The organism is Streptococcus sp. 2022WUSS037 (assembly GCF_044427225.1).
Classification (GTDB): domain Bacteria; phylum Bacillota; class Bacilli; order Lactobacillales; family Streptococcaceae; genus Streptococcus.
The window spans coordinates 46,435-69,276 of sequence record NZ_JAOTGJ010000007.1 but is presented as its reverse complement, the minus strand read 5'-3'; the positions used below and the strand labels follow the sequence as shown (position 1 = coordinate 69,276).

Here is a 22,842-nt window from a genome sequence, read left to right as displayed (position 1 = left end):
TTTTAAATAAACTTCCTTCTTGACTTTAACCTTAAAATCTTGTATCCTAGATTGGTAACAAAATTGGGATTTTTTATTAATCCCTTATGGACAAAGGAGAAATTGAATGGTAACGATCTATTCAAAAAATGATTGTGTACAGTGTAAAATGACCAAGAAATTCTTGGACCAACATAGTGTAGATTATAAAGAAATCAATCTAGATGAACAGCCTGAATTTATCGATCACGTAAAAGGTCTCGGCTTCTCAGCTGCACCTGTTATCGAAACTGAAAATGATGTTTTCTCAGGCTTCCAACCTACTAAATTAAAAGCCCTAGTCTAACCCTGTTATATAGAAAGAGATTGCGATTATGAGTTTGAAAGAATTAGGCGATGTGTCCTACTTCCGTTTAAATAACGAAATCAACCGTCCTGTCAACGGACAAATTCCACTCCACAAGGACCAAGAAGCTGTTAAGGCCTTCTTTAAAGAAAACGTCCTCCCAAATACCAAGCAATTTGATAGTATTTTAGACAAGATTGCTTATCTATTAGAAGAAAATTACCTTGAAAAAGAGTTTTTAGACCAATACAGTCCAGAATTTATCATCAAAATTGATCAATTCTTGAAAGACCAAAATTTCCGCTTCAAATCTTTCATGGCAGCTTACAAGTTCTACAATCAGTATGCCCTCAAAACAAATGATGGCGCCTACTATTTGGAGAGCATGGAAGACCGCGTTCTCTTCAACGCCTTGTATTTTGCAGAAGGAAATGAAGAGTTGGCACTCAACTTGGCTAACGAAATGATTCATTTGCGTTACCAACCAGCTACACCTTCTTTCCTCAACGCAGGCCGTGCCCGTCGTGGTGAGTTGGTATCTTGCTTCCTCATCCAAGTCACAGACGATATGAACTCCATCGGACGTTCCATCAACTCTGCTCTGCAATTGTCCCGTATCGGTGGTGGTGTTGGTATCTCCCTCAGCAACTTGCGTGAGGCAGGGGCTCCAATCAAGGGCTACGAGGGAGCTGCTTCTGGGGTTGTTCCTGTCATGAAACTTTTCGAGGATAGCTTCTCTTACTCTAACCAACTTGGCCAACGCCAAGGTGCTGGGGTAGTGTATCTGGATGTTTTCCACCCAGACATTATCGCCTTTCTTTCGACTAAGAAGGAAAATGCTGACGAGAAAGTGCGTGTGAAGACCTTGTCACTTGGAATCACTGTTCCTGATAAATTCTATGAGTTGGCACGTAAAAATGAAGATATGTACCTCTTCAGCCCTTACTCCGTTGAATTGGAATACGGTGTGCCTTACAGCTACCTTGATATTACTGAGAAATACGACGAGTTGGTGGCAAACCCACGCATTCGTAAGACAAAAATCAAGGCCCGCGACCTAGAAACAGAGATTTCTAAACTCCAACAAGAGTCTGGCTATCCATACGTTATCAACATCGACACAGCTAACCGTAGCAACCCTGTTGACGGCAAGATTATCATGTCAAACCTCTGTTCGGAAATCCTTCAAGTTCAAACACCAAGTGTTCTAAACGATTCGCAAGAATACTTGACCATGGGTACTGACGTTTCATGTAACCTCGGTTCAACCAATATCGTCAACCTGATGAAGTCACCTGATTTTGGACGTTCTGTTCGTACAATGACACGCGCTTTGACTTATGTCACAGATCATTCACACATTTCAGCTGTACCATCTATTGAAGCAGGAAACAGTCAGGCGCATTCAATCGGTCTTGGTGCCATGGGACTCCACTCATACTTGGCACAAAACTTGATTGACTACGGTTCAGAAACAGCCGTGGAATTTACCAATATCTACTTCATGCTCCTCAACTACTGGACCTTGGTAGAATCAAACAACATTGCCCGCGAACGCAAGGCTACTTTCCATAATTTTGACAAATCAAAATACGCAGACGGCACTTATTTCGATAAATACGTGACTGGAGATTACCAACCACAATCTGACCGTGTCAAAGAACTCTTTGAAGGGATTTTCATTCCAAGCGGACAAGATTGGGCTGACCTCCGTGAAAAAGTCATGGCAGATGGTCTTTACCACCAAAACCGACTAGCTGTTGCTCCAAACGGTTCTATCAGCTACATCAACGATGTGTCTGCTTCTATCCACCCAATCACACAACGGATTGAAGAACGTCAAGAAAAGAAAATCGGTAAAATCTACTATCCAGCAGCTGGCTTGGCAACAGAAACCATTCCATTCTACAAGTCTGCCTACGATATGGATATGCGTAAGGTCATTGATGTCTACGCTGCTGCAACAGAGCACGTCGACCAAGGTTTATCCCTCACTCTTTTCCTACGCAGTGAACTACCTAAAGCTCTTTATGAATGGAAGAAAGAGAACAAACAAACCACACGTGACCTCTCTATCCTTCGTAACTACGCCTTCAACAAAGGTATCAAGTCTATCTACTACATCCGTACCTTTACCGATGACGGCGAAGAAGTCGGCGCAAACCAATGTGAAAGTTGTGTGATCTAACGTAGCAAGATTAGCTGTTGATAAATCAACTAGCTAATCAACGCTAACCGCTATCGGCGGATTAGCTAGCTACCTCACTAACTCCGAAACTGAAGAAATATCGTCTTCAGTTTCTACGTGTCGTAAGATGTGAGGGCGTTTCAACAGTCTGGGAGACTGTTGAAAGTTGGAAATGAGAAAATAGGAAATACCATAGAGATGTCTTACATCTCGTAGGGATTTATCTTTTTTGCCAAGTCCTTAGCCCGAACTCGATTTCGACGTAGCAAGATTAGCTGTTGGTAAACCAACTAGCTAATCTACGCTAACCGCTATCGGCGGATTAGCTAGCTACCTCACTAACTCCGAAACGGAAGAAATATCGTCTTCAGTTTCTGCGTGTCGTAAGATGTGAGGGCGTTTCAACAGTCTGGGAGACTGTTGAAAGTTGGAAATGAGAAAATAGGAAATTCCGCAGAGATGACTTGCATCTCAAAGGGATTTATCTTTTTTGCCAAGTCCTTAGCCCGAACTCGATTTCAACGTAGCAAGATTAGCTGTTGGAAAACCAACTACCCAATCTACGCTAACCACTATGAGCGGATTAGCTAGCTACCTTACGACACTGTCGTTCATGATATGAAGTAACTAATGAGCGCTCGATTAAAAATCCCTTTTAGGGGATTTTTTTACAGGCTACTATCTATTTGTGATATAATATTTGAAGTATAAGAAAAAGAAAGAGAATATGATGGAAACCTACTACAAAGCCATAAACTGGAACGCCATTGAGGATGTAATCGACAAGTCAACTTGGGAAAAGTTGACCGAGCAATTCTGGCTCGATACACGTATCCCATTATCAAACGACTTGGATGACTGGCGTAAACTTACTGCTGAAGAAAAAGACCTGGTTGGTAAGATCTTTGGGGGATTGACCCTCTTGGATACCCTTCAATCTGAAACAGGTGTCCAAGCTCTTCGCAATGATATTCGTACACCGCATGAAGAAGCTGTTTACAACAACATTCAATTCATGGAGTCTGTTCACGCCAAGTCTTACTCTTCTATCTTCTCAACCTTGAACACCAAGTCTGAGATTGAAGACATCTTTGAATGGACCAACAGCAACGAATACTTACAACGCAAGGCAAAGATTATCAACGAAATCTACGAAACAGGTACACCACTTGAAAAGAAAGTAGCCAGCGTTTTCCTAGAAACCTTCCTCTTCTACTCTGGTTTCTTTACGCCACTCTACTATCTTGGTAACAACAAGCTGGCCAACGTTGCGGAAATTATCAAGCTAATCATCCGTGACGAGTCTGTGCACGGTACCTATATCGGCTACAAGTTCCAACTTGGTTTCAATGAATTGTCCGAGGAAGAACAAGATAAGCTTCGCGACTGGATGTACGACCTGCTCTACCAACTTTATGAAAATGAAGAAGGCTACACACGCTCCCTCTATGATGCAGTTGGCTGGACTGAGGAAGTCTTGACCTTCCTTCGTTACAATGCCAATAAAGCCCTCATGAACTTGGGACAGGACCCACTCTTCCCTGACTCAGCGGATGATGTCAACCCAATCATCATGAACGGTATTTCAACTGGTACATCTAACCACGACTTCTTCTCCCAAGTCGGTAACGGCTATCTTCTTGGTGAAGTGGAAGCTATGCAGGATGATGATTATCTTTACGGTTTGTAATCAAAAAAAGCAGTTCAATTCGAGCTGCTTATTTTTTATACTAAAAATACAATCATCAAATAAGAAATACCATTGTTAAGCATATGTAGCGCAATCGGATAACGAATATCGCGTTTGATCAGATAAAGCCATCCTAGATTGAGTCCCATCGTGAAATAAATCAAAAATTGGGAAAGGGTTGCTGGCATATGGACCAGACTAAATAAAGACCCCGTTACAAGTAGATAGATTCCAACAGCCTTCATATCTGCCATTTTAGGGAAGAAATAGGTCGCAAAAAATCCACGGAAAATCAATTCTTCCAAAATTGGAGCAAAAACCACTACTGAGCTAAATGCAATCAAGGGATAAGCTGATACGAATTCGATCACAAGCTTTTGGTTTTCACTTTCTGGGACCGGTACAATAAATTGGAAGATAAAAAATGCAATATATAGCAATATCGGCCATTGAATCTTATGGAACCATAAAGCTGTCACACGATAGTCAACAGAATGACGTGGATAAACATATTTCCATAACAGAATAATGAGTGCAATGGAGAGAACAAGACCAATTATCGCACAAATCCAAATTGTACTGTCCATCAACTGGGCAGGTATGTCAGGAATCATTTGTAAGGTTGGCCCTACCATTAGAAAACCTGAAGCAATTTGATAGGCAACAAAGTATAGGAATATCAATGCGGCGTGTTTGATAAATTTTAACATAGTCCCTCCCTAAAAGCTCAAGTCAATAATATTATCGACTCGTACCAACTTGGTTTCAAGCTCCCCATTCGCTAATTCACGGGAAATTTTAACCCATTCCTCATCAACTGCCAAAATGTTGTATTCATAAGCAATTGAAAATTCCTCATCAAAGCGGATTTTAGCCTTACTTCCGACCAATTCTTTCAATAAAACTGACATCTGATTTTCTCCTTTTGTAGTTTTCTGCAACTTTTTTACCCTAGCTTGCAACTGTTTCACTTTTTTCCTATCTAATAGAGAATTGAAAAATAGAAATCCTACTAGAATCCATAAAAATAATTCCATCCTATCCTCCTATATCAAGCCCAGACTCTGCATTAGTAACATCAACAAAAATCCGAGAAGATTATTCAGACTGTGTAGAATAAGTGCATTAGTATATTTGCCAGAAATACGATAGGCTAGACCTAGGACCAGGCCCATACCCCCGTAGACAACCCAAGATCCGATATTAGTAGGATTGTGAATAAGTCCAAACAGAAAACTCGATAGCAATAATCCCACAATCGAATCCTTACCAAAGACTTTCCCCATAAGAATCCCTCTGAAAAGCAGTTCCTCTAAAACTGGAGCAAAGAAAACTGTAAAGAGAAACAAAACTAGAGTCGGCAAGCCTGAATTATTGATAATTTCCTGATTGGCAGTCGTCTGACCATATCCTTCTTCCAGCGCAATTAATTGCCCACCAATTATTTTCAGACCAAACATAACGATAAAGGCAAGGGCTACAAAACCAACATTCGCACCCATCCCCCACTTCTGCTCACCTTTCCATAGACCTAATTTACCAGTCAAGATAAGACCAAGCACTACAGCAACCAACAAGAAGGCAGCAGCAATCAGAAGGTTATTCCCATCAAAATTTGGCAGGGTAAACATAGCCATCTGGGTCAATACATTTAGTGCAACGACAGCCAGACCCACCAGCAGAAACTTCCAATTTTTAACCACATTCCAATCTTTGACACTTCCAAGTCTATTCATAGCAATCTCCTTAATATAAACAATTATTTTTCGTTTGTTAAAAGATAAAGTCTTTTAGTTTACTTTTAGTACTAGGCAACGAGCCGCAGGCATAACTGGAGTTAGGCAAGGCGAGTTAACGAAGTAATAAAAGAGAAACTAAATGACGACAGCAGAGCTGGCAAGCCCAAAACCAATGGCAAGAGGATATTCAGGGTTGACAAATCAATCTGCCCAGTAGCCAGCCACTCTCCGAAAATATAACCAACTGCGTAGAGACCTAGGCCGATTAATAGGACAAGATAAATTTTCATAAACACTTTCATAAGTTAACCTCCATTTAAACTAAATAAGTTTGATTTTCTTACGGTTAACAATATTGAAACTAAGGAATCCAACAAGAGTCAGCAGGACAACTGTCATGGGAGTGACAAACTGGAAATACTCGGCTGCACTTGTTCCGCTTTCCTGTGGAATATGTAACTGCCAGATACCAATACTAACTAGCAGACTGTAGACAGCAATCTGTAGGGTTTGATACAGAGTTCGTTTCATCATTTTCTTCCGAGCCAATTTCACATCAGCCTTGGCAACAAGCAACTTATCCAAAGCCAACTGTTTGATAATGGCGTTCTGTTTGAATTGAGAATAAACCAGTGTCAAGAAGAGGCTAATTCCCATGACATCTTCTCCCAGTGCAAAACTAACTAGAAAGCTCACCAGTGTCACTGTCATAAAGAGCATATACATATTGTTGCCGAAATTGGTCAAGGTCGCATAAGACACCGCGTCTAACTCACCAACAATATCATAGAAATAACGAATTGCTTTTATGTGTACATTTTCCTTTTTCATAACTATTACCTAAAAACCTTTCATAACATTCTTATTTGAAGTAACGACGAACCATGCGAACCTGCATGACATTGATGTAAATGTGAAGAAAGGCAACAACTAGAAATGCTGTAATTTGTCGCTCCTGCAATAGCATGCTAAGTACAAATAGGAATAGATACAAACCTGGTAACACGATTTGATTCAAAGTGAAGACGATTTGGAAACTCATTTCGTAGTTTGCTTGTTTCTCCCCCTCGTCCATTGCCTCAGCAAAGTCTTTCATCTCTTTTACTGTAGCAAATGCAGATAACTTATAGTCTCGAATTTTCTCTGTTAATTTAATAATAATCACTTGAGTAATTAGAAGTACGATAAAGAGAACCAAGTCAAAAATTGACCCATACATAACCGCACTCTCTTCTAAGAAGGCAACTCCAAATCCTAAAACTAAATTTAACAGAGTCAATGATACGGCAACATTAAATGATATGGTCGCATATTCTAGGTTACGATACATTTTTTTATACAGTTCATCAAAGTATTCTTCTTCCTCATCTGAAATAGAATGGTAAAGATGGTATTTTTTATTAGCTTTAATACCAAAATAAATGGTTCCGGCAAAAATTACAAAAGTAATGATACGCAAACAAAACAAGAAATTATCTAAATTGACAAAAGACGGTAATCCAAGCTTAGAAATCGATACTCCAAAAAAGCCACAAAATGCTCCGAAAATTGCTCCCAAAAACAAATATGTAAGATTTCTGAGCCATCTTTGTTTTGTCGTTAATTGTTTCCCCTGTTTCATTCTTCAACCTCCACTAATTGAAAGACATTCTCCACATTTTCATTAAAAATCTGTGCTATACGCATAGCAACGACCACCGAGGGCGTGTATTCGCCCCGCTCAATCAAGCTAATGGTCTGCCGTGATACCTCTGCTAACTTTGCTAGCTCTGTCTGATTGAGACCATCTCTGGCTCGTAATTCCTTGAGCCGATTTTTTAAGACATATTCCATAAGTTTTCCTTTCTAGGCTTGGTAGATGATCAAGCCTGTTTCTGTGTCTTCGACAGCTATATTTCCCTTGGCAAACTTAACCAATAAAAGATAAGTATAGTAGAAATCGCCTGCACAAGAGGCCCCGTGAATGGTTGCCAGCATGAAGTAAAGAGTGGTATTCATCAGCCCAAAACCTGCTAACATGGTCAAGCCCAAACTAATCACAATAAAGGGAGCCAGGCTGATTACTAGCATTTGCATCCGATTGTAGAGCGAACCTGGACTGGTCGCATAGGCCATGCCCGATTTCCATTTAAACCCGTATTTTACAGGATTTTCAGGGCAAAAACCTTTGAAGAAGATGCCGTGGATAGCCTCATGCACAACTATTAAAAGAATATAGAGAGGGAAAAGCAACCATACCTCCGACACGTTCAGTTCCGAGTATTGCAAACCGTTGGCTATCAACCAACTGCCTATCATTCCAAATATGAAGTCAAATGGAAAGATGAGTACCACAGCAAGAATATTCAATCCCCAGACAAACTTCTTGTTTTCCATGATATTGACTTCATATAATTTCTTTTTCGCTTCCATGTTTCTTCTCCTTCATTCGCCTACAAGCTAGACTAAACTATATAGTCCTAGCGCAACTCCAATCAGTAGTCCCATAATACTCGATCCTACAATAATAATTGCTGCCATATCGGCTGAAATTTTACATTTCATGACCTATCTCCTTTTACTTATTTCCTTTTTTCTCCATTTGTAAACTTGCTTCGATACAAGCAATTGAAGCTAATAGAGTAGTCAGTAGAGCTGTGTCCATATCGCTCCATCCCAGCAAATCAGAAAGGAGAATGTAAGCCAATAATAGAATGGACCCTATTTCGACCGCACGCGCAATGGTTGTTCCTGTAATCATAAAAGGTTGTTTCATTTGGTGACTCCTTCTCTATTCATCGTATCAGATGAATCCTTTTGATTTTTATCTTGATATCATTGTAACACTTCCTTTTCTTTTTGACAAGTATCTTTGTCAAAAAAATAATAATTTTTGTCAAAAAGTTTATGAAACTTGTCAAAATGTAGTGAATATTGGTCAGAAAAAAGACCTTTTGAGGTCTTTACAATATTTTGGGGAGGTATTTGATTACAGACTGTTCAACTGACTTTTCAACTCTTCATACATGTGACTTGGTAAATGAACACCCTGTGTAGCGACAACTTGACTAGCAACTCGATTTGCGAATGCTAGAGAATCAGTAACCGATTTTTCACTGGCTAAAGCTGCCATCATTGCCCCCACACGACTATCACCAGCACCGACAGTATCTACAATTTTTGTGGGTATACTTGGTGCCTCGTGCCAAACTCCGTCAAAAGCAACGGCTCCATCAGAACCTTTTGTCACAATAAGCAGTTGCTTGGTTTTTCCATATAATACACGAATCGCCTCTTCAATATCTGTTTCTTGAGAAAGGCTCAGTGCCTCCTGCTCATTCAAATGTAAAATAGGAGATAGCTCTAACAGCTCTGCCATTCGTTTTTCAGGAATGAGATTTCCTCGTGGTCCAGGAGCGAAGATGACTGGTCTACCACATGTTTTCAACCAGTCAACTAAAGCTTGTCCCGTCTCTTCTTCTACTTCCAAACCACAAATATAAACATAATCATACTGAGATAGATTGAGTCCATCTAACCAAGTGGGGTTAAATGAATATTCCACACCATGATCCGATAAGAATGTCCGTTCTCCATCTGATTCCACAAAACAGTAACAACAACCATTTGCTCCGTCTAAAGAAATCGGCGTTTGAATGCCCAGTTTATGAAGATTATCTTTCACAAATGTTCCATATATTCCAGTACCAACCGGTGAAATAAAATCATATTCCACTCCGAGATGGTGGAGAATATTGACTACATTGAAGGCACAACCTCCAAGAGACATGACTTGTTTCTTTATGTGTGCATCACCCTGTCGGCCGGGTAAAGCGTCTAAATAAATCATTACATCACAAACTGTTGAGCCTATGACCAAACATTTCCCCATAATTTCCTTCCTTTTTCAATAAAACACTAGTTAGCCAAATTCAAATAAATTATATTACTAAAATGCAGATATTTGTATTATACCAAAAAACTCTTCTCCCCAAAGGATAAAAGAGTTCATTTGTTATTCCAAGTGATCTATACCAGCCTGCATACGTTCTTCACCCCACCAGTAAGGCATGAGCTCTCCCAATGTGATGATTTCTCGTTTGTCAAAATCAAGCATGATTTCTGTTTGTGCATTATCAGCCGACAGCTGCATCAAAAATTCACGACAAGCTCCGCAAGGCATTCCTGAACCCTCTCCAAAGGGAGCTTGATCTCGAAAAGCAATAATACGTTTTATCACTGTCTGACCACTATCTTGAAACATATTAAAGGCTGCCGACCGCTCTGCGCAAAGGTGAAATACGCCAGCAGTCGCCTCAAAGCAATAACCGGTGTAAATTTGCCCATTTGCTGCTTCAATGGCAGCAACGACATGATTTGAATAAATGAAGGGCGAGACATAATGTGGCGCATAATGACCTTTTGCTTTCTCGTACATCTCTTGCCAAATATCGTTGATGTGTTCCATACGTACTCCTCATTTTAGAATAGAAAGATATCCCCTTGCTAGTTGCTTTAACAAAGGGATATACACTGACTATATTATAAGTTTTTCGCTACGCTGTTCAAGAGGTTTTGGATAGCAGACGCATCGCTACCACCTGCCATGGCCATGTCTGGCTTACCACCACCGCGACCTGCTACGATTGGAGCAAGGACTTTGATGAGGTTTCCTGCATGAACATCGCTTGACTTACTTGCCACAAGGACATTGACCTTGTCGCCGATAGCCGCAACCAACACCAAGACATCAGAGTAGTCTTTCTGCTTCCAGTTGTCAGCGAAAGTACGGAGGGCACCTGCGTCTGAAACTTGGACTTGGCTAGCAATGTAGCGAATGCCATTAGCATCTTTGACCTCTTTGAAGACATCACCAGCAGCGGCTGCCGCTGCTTTTTCTTTCAGAGCTGCATTTTCTTTTTGCAGGTCACGAACTTGTTGTGCAAGACTTTCAACCTTGTTTGGCACTTCCTTGATCTGTGGTGACTTGATAGTTGCCGCTACTTCTTTGAGGGCATCTTCTTGGTCACGATAGGCAAGGAAGGCTTCACGGCCTGTTACCGCAATGATACGGCGAGTACCTGAACCGATACCTTCTTCTTTCAAAATCTTGAAGATACCGATTTCAGCGGTGTTGCTAACATGGGTACCACCACAGAGCTCGACAGAATAGTCACCGATAGTAACAACGCGGACGTCTTTACCGTATTTTTCACCGAAGAGGGCCATGGCCCCCATTTCCTTGGCTGTGTCAATATCTGTCTCAACTGTCACAACTGGGATAGCATTCCAAATTTGCTCATTGACTTCTTCTTCAATACGACGAAGTTCTTCCGCAGTAACTGCCTCAAAATGCGTAAAGTCAAAGCGGAGGAAGTCTTGCTCGTTCAAGGAACCAGCCTGTGTTGCATGCTCGCCGATAATATTGTGAAGAGCTGCATGGAGCAAGTGAGTTGCTGTGTGGTTCTTCTCAACACCCTTACGGCGTTTTGTTTCGATTTCAAGTGTGTAGGTTTGACCAACTGAAATGCTTGCGGACAGTTCAACTGTGTGCAATGGTTGACCATTTGGTGCTTTCTGCACATCGATGACAGTCGCAACAATGCCTCCAGCAGCATTTTTCACAAAACCATGGTCTGCAACCTGACCACCCATTTCTGCATAGAATGGTGTTTGGTCAAAGACAAGGAGGGCTTGACCTTCTGAAACTGCTTCTGTACGCGCATTATCAGCCACAATGACAGATAAGCTTGCCTCAAGAGCTGTTTGACCATAAACAAAGGTAGACTCTTCTGTGATAGCAGCCAGGGTTTCATTTTGCATACCCATTGAACCACCTTTGACAACTGAAGCACGGGCACGGTCTTGTTGCTCTTTCATAGCCGCTTCAAATCCAGCAATGTCAAGGGTCATACTACGGTGCTCAGCCAATTCTTCCGTCAATTCTACTTGGAAACCATAGGTATCATAGAGTTTGAAAATGTCACGACCATCAATCTCAGACTTACCTTCTGCTGCCAATTTGTCCATCAATTGCTCAGCAAATTGTGAACCTGTATGGATAGTACGAGCAAATGACTCTTCTTCACTCTTAACAATCTTCTCAATGAAGGCACGTTTTTCAAGCACTTCTGGATAGTAGCTTTCCATGATATTGCCAACTGTCTCCACCAATTTGTACAAGAATGGCTCTGTAATACCCAAACGTTGACCATGCATAGAAGCACGACGAAGGAGACGACGAAGGACATAACCACGGCCTTCATTTCCAGGAAGGGCACCGTCACCAATGGCAAATGAAAGAGCACGGATGTGGTCTGCGATCACCTTGAAGCTCATGTTGTCGCCATCTTGGTCATAGGTCTTACCAGAAATCTTTTCTACTTCACGAATGATTGGCAAGAAGAGGTCCGTTTCAAAGTTGGTCTTAGCCCCTTGGAAAATAGCTGCCAAACGCTCCAAACCTGCGCCCGTATCGATATTTTTGTTTGGCAATTCCTTGTATTCAGAGCGCGGAACAGCTGGGTCTGCGTTAAACTGGGACAATACGATATTCCAAATCTCGATGTAACGGTCATTTTCAATATCTTCTTCCAAGAGACGGATACCAATGTTTTCAGGGTCAAAATCTGTACCACGGTCAAAGAAGATTTCCGTATCTGGACCAGAAGGACCTGCACCAATTTCCCAGAAGTTATCCTCAAGCGGAATCAAGTGGCTTGGCTCAACACCAAGGGCAATCCAACGATTGTATGAATCCACATCATCAGGATAGTAAGTCATGTAGAGCTTGTCTTTTGGCAAAGCAAACCATTCTGGGCTTGTCAAGAGCTCAAAGCCCCACTCAATCGCTTCATCACGGAAATAATCACCAATAGAGAAGTTACCAAGCATTTCAAACATAGTGTGGTGGCGGGCTGTCTTACCAACGTTTTCAATATCGTTGGTACGGATAGATTTTTGAGCATTTGTAATACGTGGGTTATCTGGAATGACAGAGCCATCAAAGTATTTCTTGAGGGTTGCCACACCAGAGTTGATCCACAAAAGAGTTGGATCATTTACTGGGACAAGATTTGCTGAAGGCTCAACAGAGTGCCCCTTTGATTTCCAGAAATCCAACCACATTTGACGAATTTGAGCAGAAGATAAATTTTTCATAAACTAAGATACCAAGAGCGTTAAGACAGCGAGAAGAAAATAGGAGACCAACGCTGTGCGCCAGCGCACTAGGCGGTCTATCTTTTTCTCGACGCTTTTAGCTCGGGTTCAATTCAGAAAATTATCTAAATTGAACCTTTCCTTTCATAAGTGATAGTTAGGCGGATTCAATTTAACGAAACAGTTAAACTGAATGATTATTTCACGATTAATTCGATGCATCTTCCATCATTTCGACATAGTCAATTGCGACCACTAAGGAAATGACCAAATCTGCATAGGAGTCCTCCAATACAGTAACGGAGTAATGAGACGTTAAATGAAAGAGTTCTTTGGAGATTTCAGCTACGAGCATACCATCTGGTCTTTTCAAGCGAAAATCCAAATCCCAGATATTTCCGTCTAGGATTAAACCTAGATTTTCCACAGTATAGCGATCCTTGAAAAAAGTAAATTCCTTTTGCAAGTAGAAAGAATGACCATCTGCCATATCAATGGTAAACTGAGGCAGGAAGGTCAAAAACTTCTTAGTAATCTGACAAACCGCTCCACCACTAGAATTGGTCACAATAAATCGTTTTGGAATTTCGAGAAAAGAACCCTCCACTTGATAGGCAAGATTCCCAAAACTATCACGAATATCAAATTTTTCACCACCCAAAACAAAACGTTGTTTGACCTGAAATTGTTTCATGACTCCCTCCAAAAAATGACAAGAAATCAAACGAAGGGCGAAAAACCGCGGTACCACCTTCATTCAATGACTTGTCATTCTCATTTCATAACCTATATTCAATTGTTCTATTAAGTAGCAAGATACTTGGCTTAGATGGCTCGCAGCAACCGCCAATTTTCTGAACTAAGTAATCAAGTATCTATTCTTAATAAGTAAAGCGTCAATTATTGACCTGAAGAACTAGAAGATTCTGTTGTAGAAGAAGAGCTACTTTCCGTTGATGAAGAACTGCTTTCTTCTGTTGTCACATATTGTGAAAGAAGATTTTGGAAAGCTGCATCCTTCACTTTAACATTAGCTTTTTGAAGAGCTTCTTTCAACACACCTGCAACAAATGTAGAATCATTTTGTTTTTGTGCCAAAATAATTTCCTTCAACTTATCCTTGTAGTCTTCCCATTTGGCAGATTTTTCTGACTTCGCTTCCAGTTTTACAACATAGTAGCTAGTTGTATAAGTTGTCATATCTACTACTGAAATAACAGATGCCCCTACTTGACCTGCATCCAAAGCAAAGACCGCTTTTTGAACTTCTGTAGGAACAGTTGTTGAAGTTGAATCAAATTTAACTTCGCCTCCATTGTCTTTTGTAGCAGTATCCGTAGAATTGTCTTTTGCCAATTGAGCAAAATCTGCTCCCTCAGCCTGAGCAGAGGCTAAAACTTCCTTAGCCTTCGCTTCGTCATCTAACTTGATAATACGAGCTGTTACTTCCGGAGTATAGGATTCGTAGGCAGCTTTGTAGTTTTCATCTGTCAATTCTTTTTCAGCTGCCTGTTTCACTGCATACTCAACCAATTTGTTAGTACGAATTTGCTGCTTGTATGTTTCAGTTGTCAAACCTGCTGAAGCCAAGGCAGTCGCAAATGAATCGCCATACTGGCTAGCCATTTTGTCATAAGCTTCCGTAACTTCTTTATCAGAAACTTTATCGCCGTATTGTTCTTCAAAAACATCGCTAATGACCATTGAAAGTAATACCTGTTGAGCACTTGTGTTTGTTTTGACTTGCTCGTAAAACTCAGAAACTGTGATGGTATTTCCTTTCATCGTAATGATATCTTTATCAGCTGTACTTGTACATGCTGCAAGAGTCACAGTCGCAAACAATGTGACTGCTCCTGATAGGATTTTTTTTGTGTTTTTCATTTAAAAAGTTTACTCCTTTTTTCATTAACGTTATTTATTATATCACAAAAGCTTAAAAAGTACTTAAATTTCTTCAAAATTTAAGTCAACATTTGCGACATTTTTCCTCAACATTAAGAGACCGTCGCTCATGGAGACAAGGCTAGCTGTTACATCAGGATTGTCCAAAGTCGCATCGAATAAACGTTGCAATCCCTTATAAATAGTGCGCTGCCCTCTTCTGACATCCTTGATGTCCTTTGCAACATCTCCTCCTTGGAAGATGTCATCCAAAATGATTAAACCACCTACTTTGACCTTTTTCAAGACTTCTGGTAAAAATACAATATATTTTGATTTAGCAGAATCCATGAAAACAAAATCATATGTGTTATCTGGTAAAGTCGGAAGAATATCCATAGCTTCACCTTCCAGTAATTCAATTTGCTTACGGCAATCAAACTTGGCAAAATTTTCTTTGGCAAAGCCAATCATCTCTTCATTACGATCAATGGTCGTAATATGAGATTCTGGGCTATTTTCGGCCATTAAGAGGGCTGAAAAACCAATGGCCGTTCCGATTTCTAATATTTTTTTAGGTTGCAACACTTGCATTAACAAGCGAAAATAGGCTACCGTTTCATGAGGGATGACTGGAATATTTTCTTGACGAGCAAACTCTTCCAGTTCTTTCAAAAAACCTGTATTTTGCGCCTGACGTGTTCGCATAAAATCCACAATTTCTTCCTTGACAACTGGACGGCGCATATTGTGATTTGCGTTTTTACTATATGATTCGACCATAGAATCCATTATATCATAAGCCGACAAGATTTTCTTCCTCAACACACTAAAAGGCAGGTTTCCCCACCTTTTCTTTACATATTTTTGGCGTAATCAATTCGATACCCTAAATTTCCAGCTAGTTCTTGAAGTCGAACAAAAGTCGCTTGCTTACTGAAAAAGAGATAGTAACTATCCGTGTCCATATCTACTGCCCCTAGACAAAAGTTTTCATCAAGATATTTGCTATCAACGACTCTTGCCCATTCTGAAATAGAGGCAGCTGGATTTAATCCATCTGAATCCAATTTGAGAGAAATCCCTGCATTGCGGACTTGATGAAGACGGTCAAAAAAGTAGATAAAATCTTCAAGATTATCCTTATAATCACGCACACAAATATAATTAAAATGCTCTAGTAATTTTATCAAGATTAACCACAGATTTTCCTTTTCAGACTCCCCAACACGGTCCAAGAAATCATCGAATGAATCTGGTTCTAGGATGCGTTCGATAGAGTCTAGAATCTGATTCGGATCACTAGCAAAAACCACATCTCTAAGTTGGAGAAATAGCTCCCTATCACCATTTGACATGAGGTCCGCCAGTTCAAAAATGTCCTGTAGCTGTTCTTCCGTTAACATAATACCTCCATTATGAATTTGAAAAATCCCATCTTATATGCGGTGCTACTTGCTCTACAAAATGGTAAATATCATTAAAATCTGCACCATCAAGCTTATTCAAATTAACGACTGCAAGTAGTGCTCCCTTATTTCCTACGATTCGCAAACATTTCGACTGATAGCCACGATAGACAGGAGAAACGATGTATCGAATCTCCGCAATCTCTTCTAACGAATGGCGCTGGCGTTCACTCCAAAAGTGTTCTTGAAATTCTAGGTACTGTTTTGTCAAGATAAAAACAGCCTTTTGTTTTCTCAATATATATAAATAAACCAGCAAAGGTTGTAAAAATATCAAATAGACGACACTTCCCATAGATGGCTCAGGTCTGGTCAAACCACCAAGACCGAGCAAGATTAAAACAAGGCTAATTACACCAGGAATGACAATCGAACGTTTATAGGAAATCATATTAGAGGTGCACACCTTTCTCAACAAGAGCTTCTAATTCTTCCAAACGAGCTTCAAATACCTTGAAGGCATCGTTGAGGTAATCTTCCTTGGTCATGTCTACGCCAGCTTTGGCAATGACATTGAGGGAGTAATCTGAGCTACCTGCTTTGAGGTAGTTGAGGTAGTTTTCTTTGTCTTCTGGACTGCCGTTGACAATCTTATTTGCTAGAGCTGATGCTGCCGCAAAACCTGTCGCATACTGATAGACATAGAAATTGTAATAGAAGTGTGGAATACGAGCCCACTCAAACTGGATTTCTGGATTTTCTTCGGCAGAAAGTCCGTAATATTTCTCGTTTGTCTGACCGTACAATTCATTGAGGAAATCAGCCGTCAAGACCTGACCTTCCTGGTCTGCCTTATAGATAGCTTGTTCAAACTCGGCAAATTGGGTCTGGCGGAAGACTGTGCCACGGAAACCATCTAGGTAATGATTGAGAATAGCAAAGCGTTCCTTGTCATCTTCTACTTCTGCCAAGAGTTTTTCTGTCAAAAGATTTTCATTGGTCGTTGAAGCAATTTCAGCCAAGAAGAGTGAATAATGACCATAGACATAGGGTTGTGTCTTACGAGTCAACATAGAATGGAGCGAGTGTCCTGTTTCATGGATAAGGGTGTACATGTTATCCAAGTTATCCTGCCAGTTGAGAAGCATAAAGGCGTTGGTGTCATAGGCACCTCCTGAGTATGCTCCAGAGCGTTTTCCTTCATTAACATGGACGTCAATCCAGCGGTTTTCGAAGGCTTCTTTTACAATAGCCGCATAATCCTCACCGAAAATTTCCAAGGTTTCTTGGCATTTTTTGAGAGCATCTTCATAGGAAATCTTGGTGCTGAAATCTGACAATGGTGTGTACATATCGTACATCTTCAAGTCATCAATACCCAAGAGTTTCTTACGCAAATTGATATAACGGTGCAAGAGCGGAAGGTGCTTGTTGACTGCCGCCACTAATGTATCGTATACGGATTCTGGAATAAAATTGGCTGCAAGAGATGCGTGACGGGCTGAATCGTACTTCCGCAAACGAGCTTTTAGGTTATTGACCTTGACATTAGACTGCAGTGTCTTAGCGTAGGTATGCTGGAACTGCTCATAGGTACCGTACATAGCCTCATAGGCTTCTTGACGGACGTCACGGTTTTTAGACTCCATAAAGTGGATGTAGTTACCGTGAGAAAGGGGTACCAAATGCCCTTCTTCATCCGCAACTTCTGGGAACCGCAAACTAGCATTGTCCAAGACTGAGAAGGTTTCAGCAGGTGATTCGAAAATCTCACTGGTCGCTGCAAGGACTTCTTCTACTTCTTGTGACAAGACATGGTCCTTAGCTGCTAAGAGTTTTTCAAATTGGTGGCTGTACTGAACAAGAGCAGGCTCTTCTGCCTTAAAGACCTCCAACTGCTCTTCAGTAATGGCCATAAATTCAGGCTCATAGAAGGCAAATGCTTGTGAAAAAGCAGAATAAAGACCCATTGCCTTAGCCTGAAATTCCTGGTATTTTCCTTCGCGAGTATCTTGGTCGTTTTTCATAGATGCATAAACATAGAGTTTTTCAATGCGACGCATGAGACCAAGTTGCGTTTCGCTGATTTCCAAAAGGCTTTTAGCAGAGTCAAGCAAGTGACCTGCAAATTCTTTTGTTTTTTCAGTTTCTGCTTGTAAATCTGCAAGTTCTGCTTCCCAAGCTTCATCTGTTGGGAAAATAGTAGTCAAATCCCATTGGTATTTTTCTTCAATTTCATGACGTTGTTTAGACATAATAAATCCTCCGTCTTACTATTCTAACATAAAAATGCCCCACTTTCCAATGGAAAGTGAGGGCTTTCATAACAGTTGTTATAATAAAATTATATCCTGCAAAATACACTATTAAAAATGTTGTTCTTGTTTCAAAGGAACAACTGCTAAAGTTTTTCCTAGGCTAGCCAATACCTTCAAGACTGTGTCCAATTGTAGACTAGTTTTACCTGTTTATTTTTCCCTCCAATAAACTGCTGGTGGATAAACCGCTTGTATCCGCTTGTCCTTGACACCCGCATAATAGTGGTCAAAGGCCTGATAGACGGGACTTAAATCTTTTGGTATTTGGGCAAAGCCAATAGCAGAGCGGGGCAGGCGGATGTGGGGATACCAGTCAAATGCTGTCTTGGTCAGTAGATTTTCTCCACGTCCATAAGCATCTGCTTGCAGGGCGAGCCATTTGGGAGATTTGTAATAAAGCTGTTGAGCAATGTAACGAGGCAAATCCTCATCCATTGGACACGTCATGCTAGATAGGGTTTGCTTGGAAAAAGGGAAACGTAATATGTCCAGTAAGTTTCCCTGACCAAAGGGAAAGACCTTGGTCAGACAATGTACCTTGCCCCGCAAGTCTTCATGAATGAGGTAGCGAAGTCGTAATTCCTTCTTCTCGTTATCCAATTCCCAGAGATGAAAACCCATATTCATACTAAAAGAGAGAAATTGCTTGTGCAAATTGGTCAGTCGTTCCTTGAGCCACAAATCCTTGCCAAGCAACCAGAGAACCTGATAACCTGATTCACGATAGGCTTGTGTCCGCACTTGCAAACGAGAAATGGGTAGACTGGAACATTGGACTTCCAAGGCTAGACTATCATTGACAAATAAATCAGCAACCTGGCCAATCTTTGGCAGGCATTTTTCCAACTCAACCTGCTCCTTTTCCACCAGCCAGCTGTAAATCTCTGATTTGAGGGACAGGTGCTGGGCAGACTCATTCTCGGAGAAGTAGCTACAATCCCGCAGGGTGACATGGGCAAAATGCGAACGCAGAACTTTGCCAGATTTGTATCGGACCAGGCCTCCACAACCTGGACAGGAATAGCGACCTTGCGGCGCAGGATTTTCTAAAAGATTAAAAATTTGTCTGTCTTCATCAAGTGCAACTAACATAGAACCTCCTTTCTATACTAGTTCGCAAAAAAACACCCAGATTCACTGAGTGTTTGAACTTTCTTACCCAATCTGACTGCCGTTTGGCACAGATGAATCGACTGTTAAGAGTGTCAAATTGCCGTCGTGTTCGGCTGAGAGGATCATGCCCTGGCTGAGCAAGCCCATCATCTTACGTGGCTTGAGGTTGGCAACGATTTGGACTTTCTTGCCGACCAACTCCTGCTCATTTGGATAGTACTTGGCGATACCCGACAGGATTTGACGGTCCTGGCCATCACCTGCGTCCAGACGGAACTTGAGCAGCTTGTCAGAGCCCTCCACCTTGGCTACTTCTTTAACCTCGGCCACACGGATTTCCACCTTGTCGAAATCCTCGAACTTGATCGCGACTTTCTCGTTTTTCAGCTCCACGTCAGCTGGGTTCCACTCTTTTTCTTCCTCTTGGGAAATAGCAGAGCTGCCACCCATTTGGGCTTGGATATAGGCGATTTCCTCTTCCATATCGAGTCGTGGGAAGATAGGCGTACCTTTTGCGACTACTGTCAAACCAGCTGGAAGACCTGCAAAGTCAAGGTTTTCAAGGTCAAATGCTGTTCCCAAACCAAGCTGTTCCATAATAGCATTAGAAGTCATCATCATAAATGGTTGAATGAGGTGTGCCACCACACGAAGACCTGCTGTCAAGTGAGCCATAACCGCTGCCAACTTGTCACGATCTGCTTCTTCTTTTGCCAAGACCCAAGGTGCTGTTTCATCGATGTACTTGTTGGTACGGGAGATGATATTCCAAACAGCTTCTAGAGCGCGTGGATAGTCAACAGCTTCCATATACTTGTGGTAGCTTGCTAAGTTTTCAGCCACGACTGCCGCCAAGTCCGCATCAAAATCAGTCACGTTTGCTACAAAGGTTGGCACCTGACCACCGAAATACTTGTTAATCATCGCAACTGTACGGTTGAGCAAGTTTCCAAGGTCATTGGCCAATTCATAGTTGATACGACCAACGTAATCTTCTGGTGTAAAGGTGCCGTCAGAGCCAACTGGCAGACTACGCATGAGGTAGTAACGGAGCGGATCCAAGCCGAAACGCTCGACCAACATTTCTGGATAGACCACATTGCCCTTAGATTTGGACATCTTACCGTCTTTCATGACAAACCAGCCATGAGCAACCAAACGGTCTGGCAGCTTCATATCCAACATCATGAGCATGATTGGCCAGTAAATCGAGTGGAATCGAAGAATATCCTTACCAACCATGTGGTAAACTGTTCCATTCCAGAACTTGTCATAGTTGGCTGTTTCTTCCTGACCATAACCCAAGGCCGTTGCATAGTTGAGCAGGGCATCAATCCAAACATAGACAACGTGTTTTGGATTAGACGGAACAGGTACTCCCCAAGTAAATGATGTACGAGATACTGCCAAATCTTCCAAGCCTGGCTCGATGAAGTTTTTCATGATTTCATTGAGGCGACCGTCTGGCTGGATAAAGTCTGGGTGAACCTTGAAGAACTCGACCAATTTATCCTGATACTTGCTAAGGCGGAGGAAGTAAGATTCTTCTGAAACCCAGGCAACCTCGTGACCGCTCGGAGCGATACCGCCTGTTACCTTACCATTTTCATCTCGGAAGACCTCTGCCAATTGGCTCTCGGTGAAAAATTCCTCGTCCGATACAGAGTACCAACCAGAATACTCTCCCAAGTAAATATCGTCCTGCGCCAGCAATTTTTCAAAAACAGCCGCTACCACTTCCTCGTGGTAATCATCGGTCGTGCGGATGAACTTGTCGTAAGAGATGTCCAGCAAGTTCCAGAGCTCCTTGACGCCAACCGCCATGCCGTCAACGTAAGCTTGCGGTGTCAGACCAGCCTCTTTTGCCTTCTCCTCAATCTTCTGCCCGTGCTCATCAAGCCCTGTCAGATAGAAAACCTCGTGGCCCATGAGACGCTTGTAGCGAGCCAATACATCGCAGGCAATGGTCGTGTAGGCCGAGCCGATGTGAAGTTTTCCAGACGGATAATAAATCGGTGTGGTGATATAAAACGGTGTTTTTGTCATGTTTTTTTCCTTTCAACTCAGGGCAAATGAAACCCTGTTCTTGATAACACCCCATTTTATCATATTTTCATCGAAATCACAAAGAGGTTCTAAATACAAGTCTTCCTTCACATGCTATACATATGATACAAGCCGAGTGGAATGCTAATGTCTATCTTCTCTATAAAATTATAGTTCTGTTCTTGTCAATTGACGAATATCGAAAAACCGGAACCAGTTTGGAACTGTTTCCGGTGTTCTTATACGATATGGAGTTGTTCAAATACATTTCCCAAATCAGCTATCATTTCTCGATGAAAATCTAAATAATAGGTTTTCTGGTCAGAATCTGGTAATTTTTCAATATCAGCTAAGATTGCTTGATAACGATGGAGAATTTTCTTACCAGCTTCTTTATCTATCTCATTAATTTTACCAATACCTGCTGCTATTTCATCCAAACTGTCATATTTTGCAAGTACGCCCTCTGTCCACTCACGCTTGTCTTTGTTAAGTGTAACTATCTTTTTTGTCAACCAGTCTTCATAACTTTCCTCTTCTGTCACTAATGACTGGCTCGCAGTAGACTTAGGCACTTGGGCAATTCTGCTTGAACAAAGGTAATTCCGATAGAACCAGACTGCAAATAGGAGGGCTAGAATAATATTAACAGGGAAGATAAAACTAAGTGCAAAGAGCACGGTCAGCCACAAAATCAGTTTTATATTCCTAGCTTCTTTTTCAGCTCTGCTATTTCTCGCTTCCCAATCATCTAATATAGACTGGGCTTGGGCAGAATAGGTTTCAACCAATTTTGCCAGTCGTAACTTTTTCTCTGGATCATTTTCCAGTTCCATTGCCAGATAGGCTTGGTTGGCACGAGCCTTGGCTGTCTCATAGGTCTGTACAGTCGCCAAATATTCCGCATTGCTATTCATCTGATTCAGCAAGCGGTCCGTCTGCCCTTTGATAAAAGACCGATCTCTTGATGTTAATTTACGGTAAGGCATT

The 22,842-nt window shown here is 41.4% G+C and carries 24 protein-coding genes and 1 pseudogene; 3 read left to right on the top strand and 22 right to left on the bottom strand.

What is annotated here, in order from left to right:
- The first annotated feature begins 106 nt into the window (after window positions 1-106).
- From nrdH to nrdF, 3 genes are all read left to right on the top strand, one after another.
- The gene (nrdH, locus tag ODU55_RS04695; protein ID WP_398582041.1) at window positions 107-325 is read left to right on the top strand and encodes a glutaredoxin-like protein NrdH; all 219 of its coding nucleotides are present in this window, start codon (window positions 107-109) and stop codon (window positions 323-325) included.
- Window positions 326-353: 28 nt separating this feature from the next.
- Entirely contained in the window at window positions 354-2,513 is a 2,160-nt protein-coding gene (nrdE, locus tag ODU55_RS04690) for a class 1b ribonucleoside-diphosphate reductase subunit alpha (protein ID WP_398582040.1), read from the top strand.
- Window positions 2,514-3,243: 730 nt separating this feature from the next.
- The gene (gene nrdF, locus ODU55_RS04685; RefSeq protein ID WP_398582049.1) at window positions 3,244-4,203 is read left to right on the top strand and encodes a class 1b ribonucleoside-diphosphate reductase subunit beta; all 960 of its coding nucleotides are present in this window, start codon (window positions 3,244-3,246) and stop codon (window positions 4,201-4,203) included.
- Window positions 4,204-4,238: 35 nt separating this feature from the next.
- On the opposite strand, the gene ODU55_RS04680 is transcribed toward nrdF, so the two are convergent.
- From ODU55_RS04680 to ODU55_RS04575, 22 genes and pseudogenes are all read right to left on the bottom strand, one after another.
- Window positions 4,239-4,913 carry a lysostaphin resistance A-like protein gene (locus ODU55_RS04680; RefSeq protein ID WP_398582039.1) on the bottom strand — a complete coding sequence of 225 codons (675 nt, stop codon included), beginning with the start codon at window positions 4,911-4,913 and terminating at the stop codon, window positions 4,239-4,241.
- Window positions 4,914-4,922: 9 nt separating this feature from the next.
- Complete coding sequence (locus ODU55_RS04675) at window positions 4,923-5,240, bottom strand: hypothetical protein (RefSeq protein ID WP_398582038.1); 318 nt, start codon at window positions 5,238-5,240, stop codon at window positions 4,923-4,925.
- A 9-nt stretch (window positions 5,241-5,249) separates the two neighbouring features.
- Complete coding sequence (locus ODU55_RS04670) at window positions 5,250-5,939, bottom strand: lysostaphin resistance A-like protein (protein ID WP_398582037.1); 690 nt, start codon at window positions 5,937-5,939, stop codon at window positions 5,250-5,252.
- Between the two features lie 101 nt (window positions 5,940-6,040).
- Window positions 6,041-6,244 (bottom strand): hypothetical protein, encoded by a 204-nt coding sequence (locus ODU55_RS04665; protein ID WP_398582036.1) that lies wholly within the window; start codon window positions 6,242-6,244, stop codon window positions 6,041-6,043.
- A gap of 19 nt (window positions 6,245-6,263) precedes the next feature.
- Entirely contained in the window at window positions 6,264-6,773 is a 510-nt protein-coding gene (locus ODU55_RS04660) for a DUF3278 domain-containing protein (RefSeq protein ID WP_398582035.1), read from the bottom strand.
- 31 nt (window positions 6,774-6,804) lie between these two features.
- On the bottom strand, window positions 6,805-7,563 hold the full coding sequence (locus tag ODU55_RS04655; protein ID WP_398582034.1) for a DUF3169 family protein: 759 nt from the start codon (window positions 7,561-7,563) through the stop codon (window positions 6,805-6,807).
- On the bottom strand, window positions 7,560-7,775 hold the full coding sequence (locus ODU55_RS04650) for a helix-turn-helix transcriptional regulator (RefSeq protein WP_398582033.1): 216 nt from the start codon (window positions 7,773-7,775) through the stop codon (window positions 7,560-7,562). Before ODU55_RS04650 ends, ODU55_RS04655 begins: the two co-directional genes overlap by 4 nt.
- A gap of 12 nt (window positions 7,776-7,787) precedes the next feature.
- Window positions 7,788-8,354: a DUF3267 domain-containing protein gene (locus tag ODU55_RS04645; RefSeq protein WP_398582032.1), complete on the bottom strand. Its 567-nt coding sequence runs from the start codon at window positions 8,352-8,354 to the stop codon at window positions 7,788-7,790.
- 145 nt (window positions 8,355-8,499) lie between these two features.
- Complete coding sequence (locus ODU55_RS04640; RefSeq protein WP_398582031.1) at window positions 8,500-8,697, bottom strand: hypothetical protein; 198 nt, start codon at window positions 8,695-8,697, stop codon at window positions 8,500-8,502.
- A 213-nt stretch (window positions 8,698-8,910) separates the two neighbouring features.
- Complete coding sequence (locus ODU55_RS04635) at window positions 8,911-9,813, bottom strand: carbohydrate kinase family protein (RefSeq protein ID WP_398582030.1); 903 nt, start codon at window positions 9,811-9,813, stop codon at window positions 8,911-8,913.
- Between the two features lie 123 nt (window positions 9,814-9,936).
- Window positions 9,937-10,389, bottom strand: coding sequence for a cytidine deaminase family protein (locus ODU55_RS04630; RefSeq protein ID WP_398582029.1), 453 nt, complete (start codon window positions 10,387-10,389; stop codon window positions 9,937-9,939).
- Between the two features lie 74 nt (window positions 10,390-10,463).
- A complete protein-coding gene (alaS, locus tag ODU55_RS04625) occupies window positions 10,464-13,082 on the bottom strand; it encodes an alanine--tRNA ligase (protein ID WP_398582028.1) in 2,619 nt (872 codons plus the stop codon).
- A 208-nt stretch (window positions 13,083-13,290) separates the two neighbouring features.
- Window positions 13,291-13,839, bottom strand: coding sequence for an LURP-one-related/scramblase family protein (locus tag ODU55_RS04620; RefSeq protein ID WP_398582027.1), 549 nt, complete (start codon window positions 13,837-13,839; stop codon window positions 13,291-13,293).
- A 143-nt stretch (window positions 13,840-13,982) separates the two neighbouring features.
- Window positions 13,983-14,966 (bottom strand): peptidylprolyl isomerase PrsA, encoded by a 984-nt coding sequence (prsA, locus tag ODU55_RS04615; protein WP_398582026.1) that lies wholly within the window; start codon window positions 14,964-14,966, stop codon window positions 13,983-13,985.
- 63 nt (window positions 14,967-15,029) lie between these two features.
- The gene (locus tag ODU55_RS04610) at window positions 15,030-15,749 is read right to left on the bottom strand and encodes an O-methyltransferase (RefSeq protein WP_398582025.1); all 720 of its coding nucleotides are present in this window, start codon (window positions 15,747-15,749) and stop codon (window positions 15,030-15,032) included.
- A gap of 74 nt (window positions 15,750-15,823) precedes the next feature.
- The gene (locus tag ODU55_RS04605) at window positions 15,824-16,372 is read right to left on the bottom strand and encodes a DUF6630 family protein (protein ID WP_029176930.1); all 549 of its coding nucleotides are present in this window, start codon (window positions 16,370-16,372) and stop codon (window positions 15,824-15,826) included.
- A gap of 10 nt (window positions 16,373-16,382) precedes the next feature.
- On the bottom strand, window positions 16,383-16,826 hold the full coding sequence (locus tag ODU55_RS04600) for a hypothetical protein (protein WP_398582024.1): 444 nt from the start codon (window positions 16,824-16,826) through the stop codon (window positions 16,383-16,385).
- A gap of 1 nt (window position 16,827) precedes the next feature.
- Window positions 16,828-18,630 (bottom strand): oligoendopeptidase F, encoded by a 1,803-nt coding sequence (pepF, locus tag ODU55_RS04595; protein WP_398582023.1) that lies wholly within the window; start codon window positions 18,628-18,630, stop codon window positions 16,828-16,830.
- Window positions 18,631-18,741: 111 nt separating this feature from the next.
- Window positions 18,742-18,843: pseudogene (locus tag ODU55_RS04590) on the bottom strand (transcriptional regulator); the annotation flags it as partial.
- On the bottom strand, window positions 18,844-19,785 hold the full coding sequence (locus tag ODU55_RS04585) for a competence protein CoiA (protein ID WP_398582022.1): 942 nt from the start codon (window positions 19,783-19,785) through the stop codon (window positions 18,844-18,846). It lies immediately after the preceding pseudogene.
- A gap of 63 nt (window positions 19,786-19,848) precedes the next feature.
- Complete coding sequence (gene metG / locus ODU55_RS04580) at window positions 19,849-21,852, bottom strand: methionine--tRNA ligase (RefSeq protein ID WP_398582021.1); 2,004 nt, start codon at window positions 21,850-21,852, stop codon at window positions 19,849-19,851.
- A gap of 239 nt (window positions 21,853-22,091) precedes the next feature.
- Entirely contained in the window at window positions 22,092-22,841 is a 750-nt protein-coding gene (locus ODU55_RS04575; protein ID WP_398582020.1) for a hypothetical protein, read from the bottom strand.
- Window position 22,842: the final 1 nt, after the last annotated feature.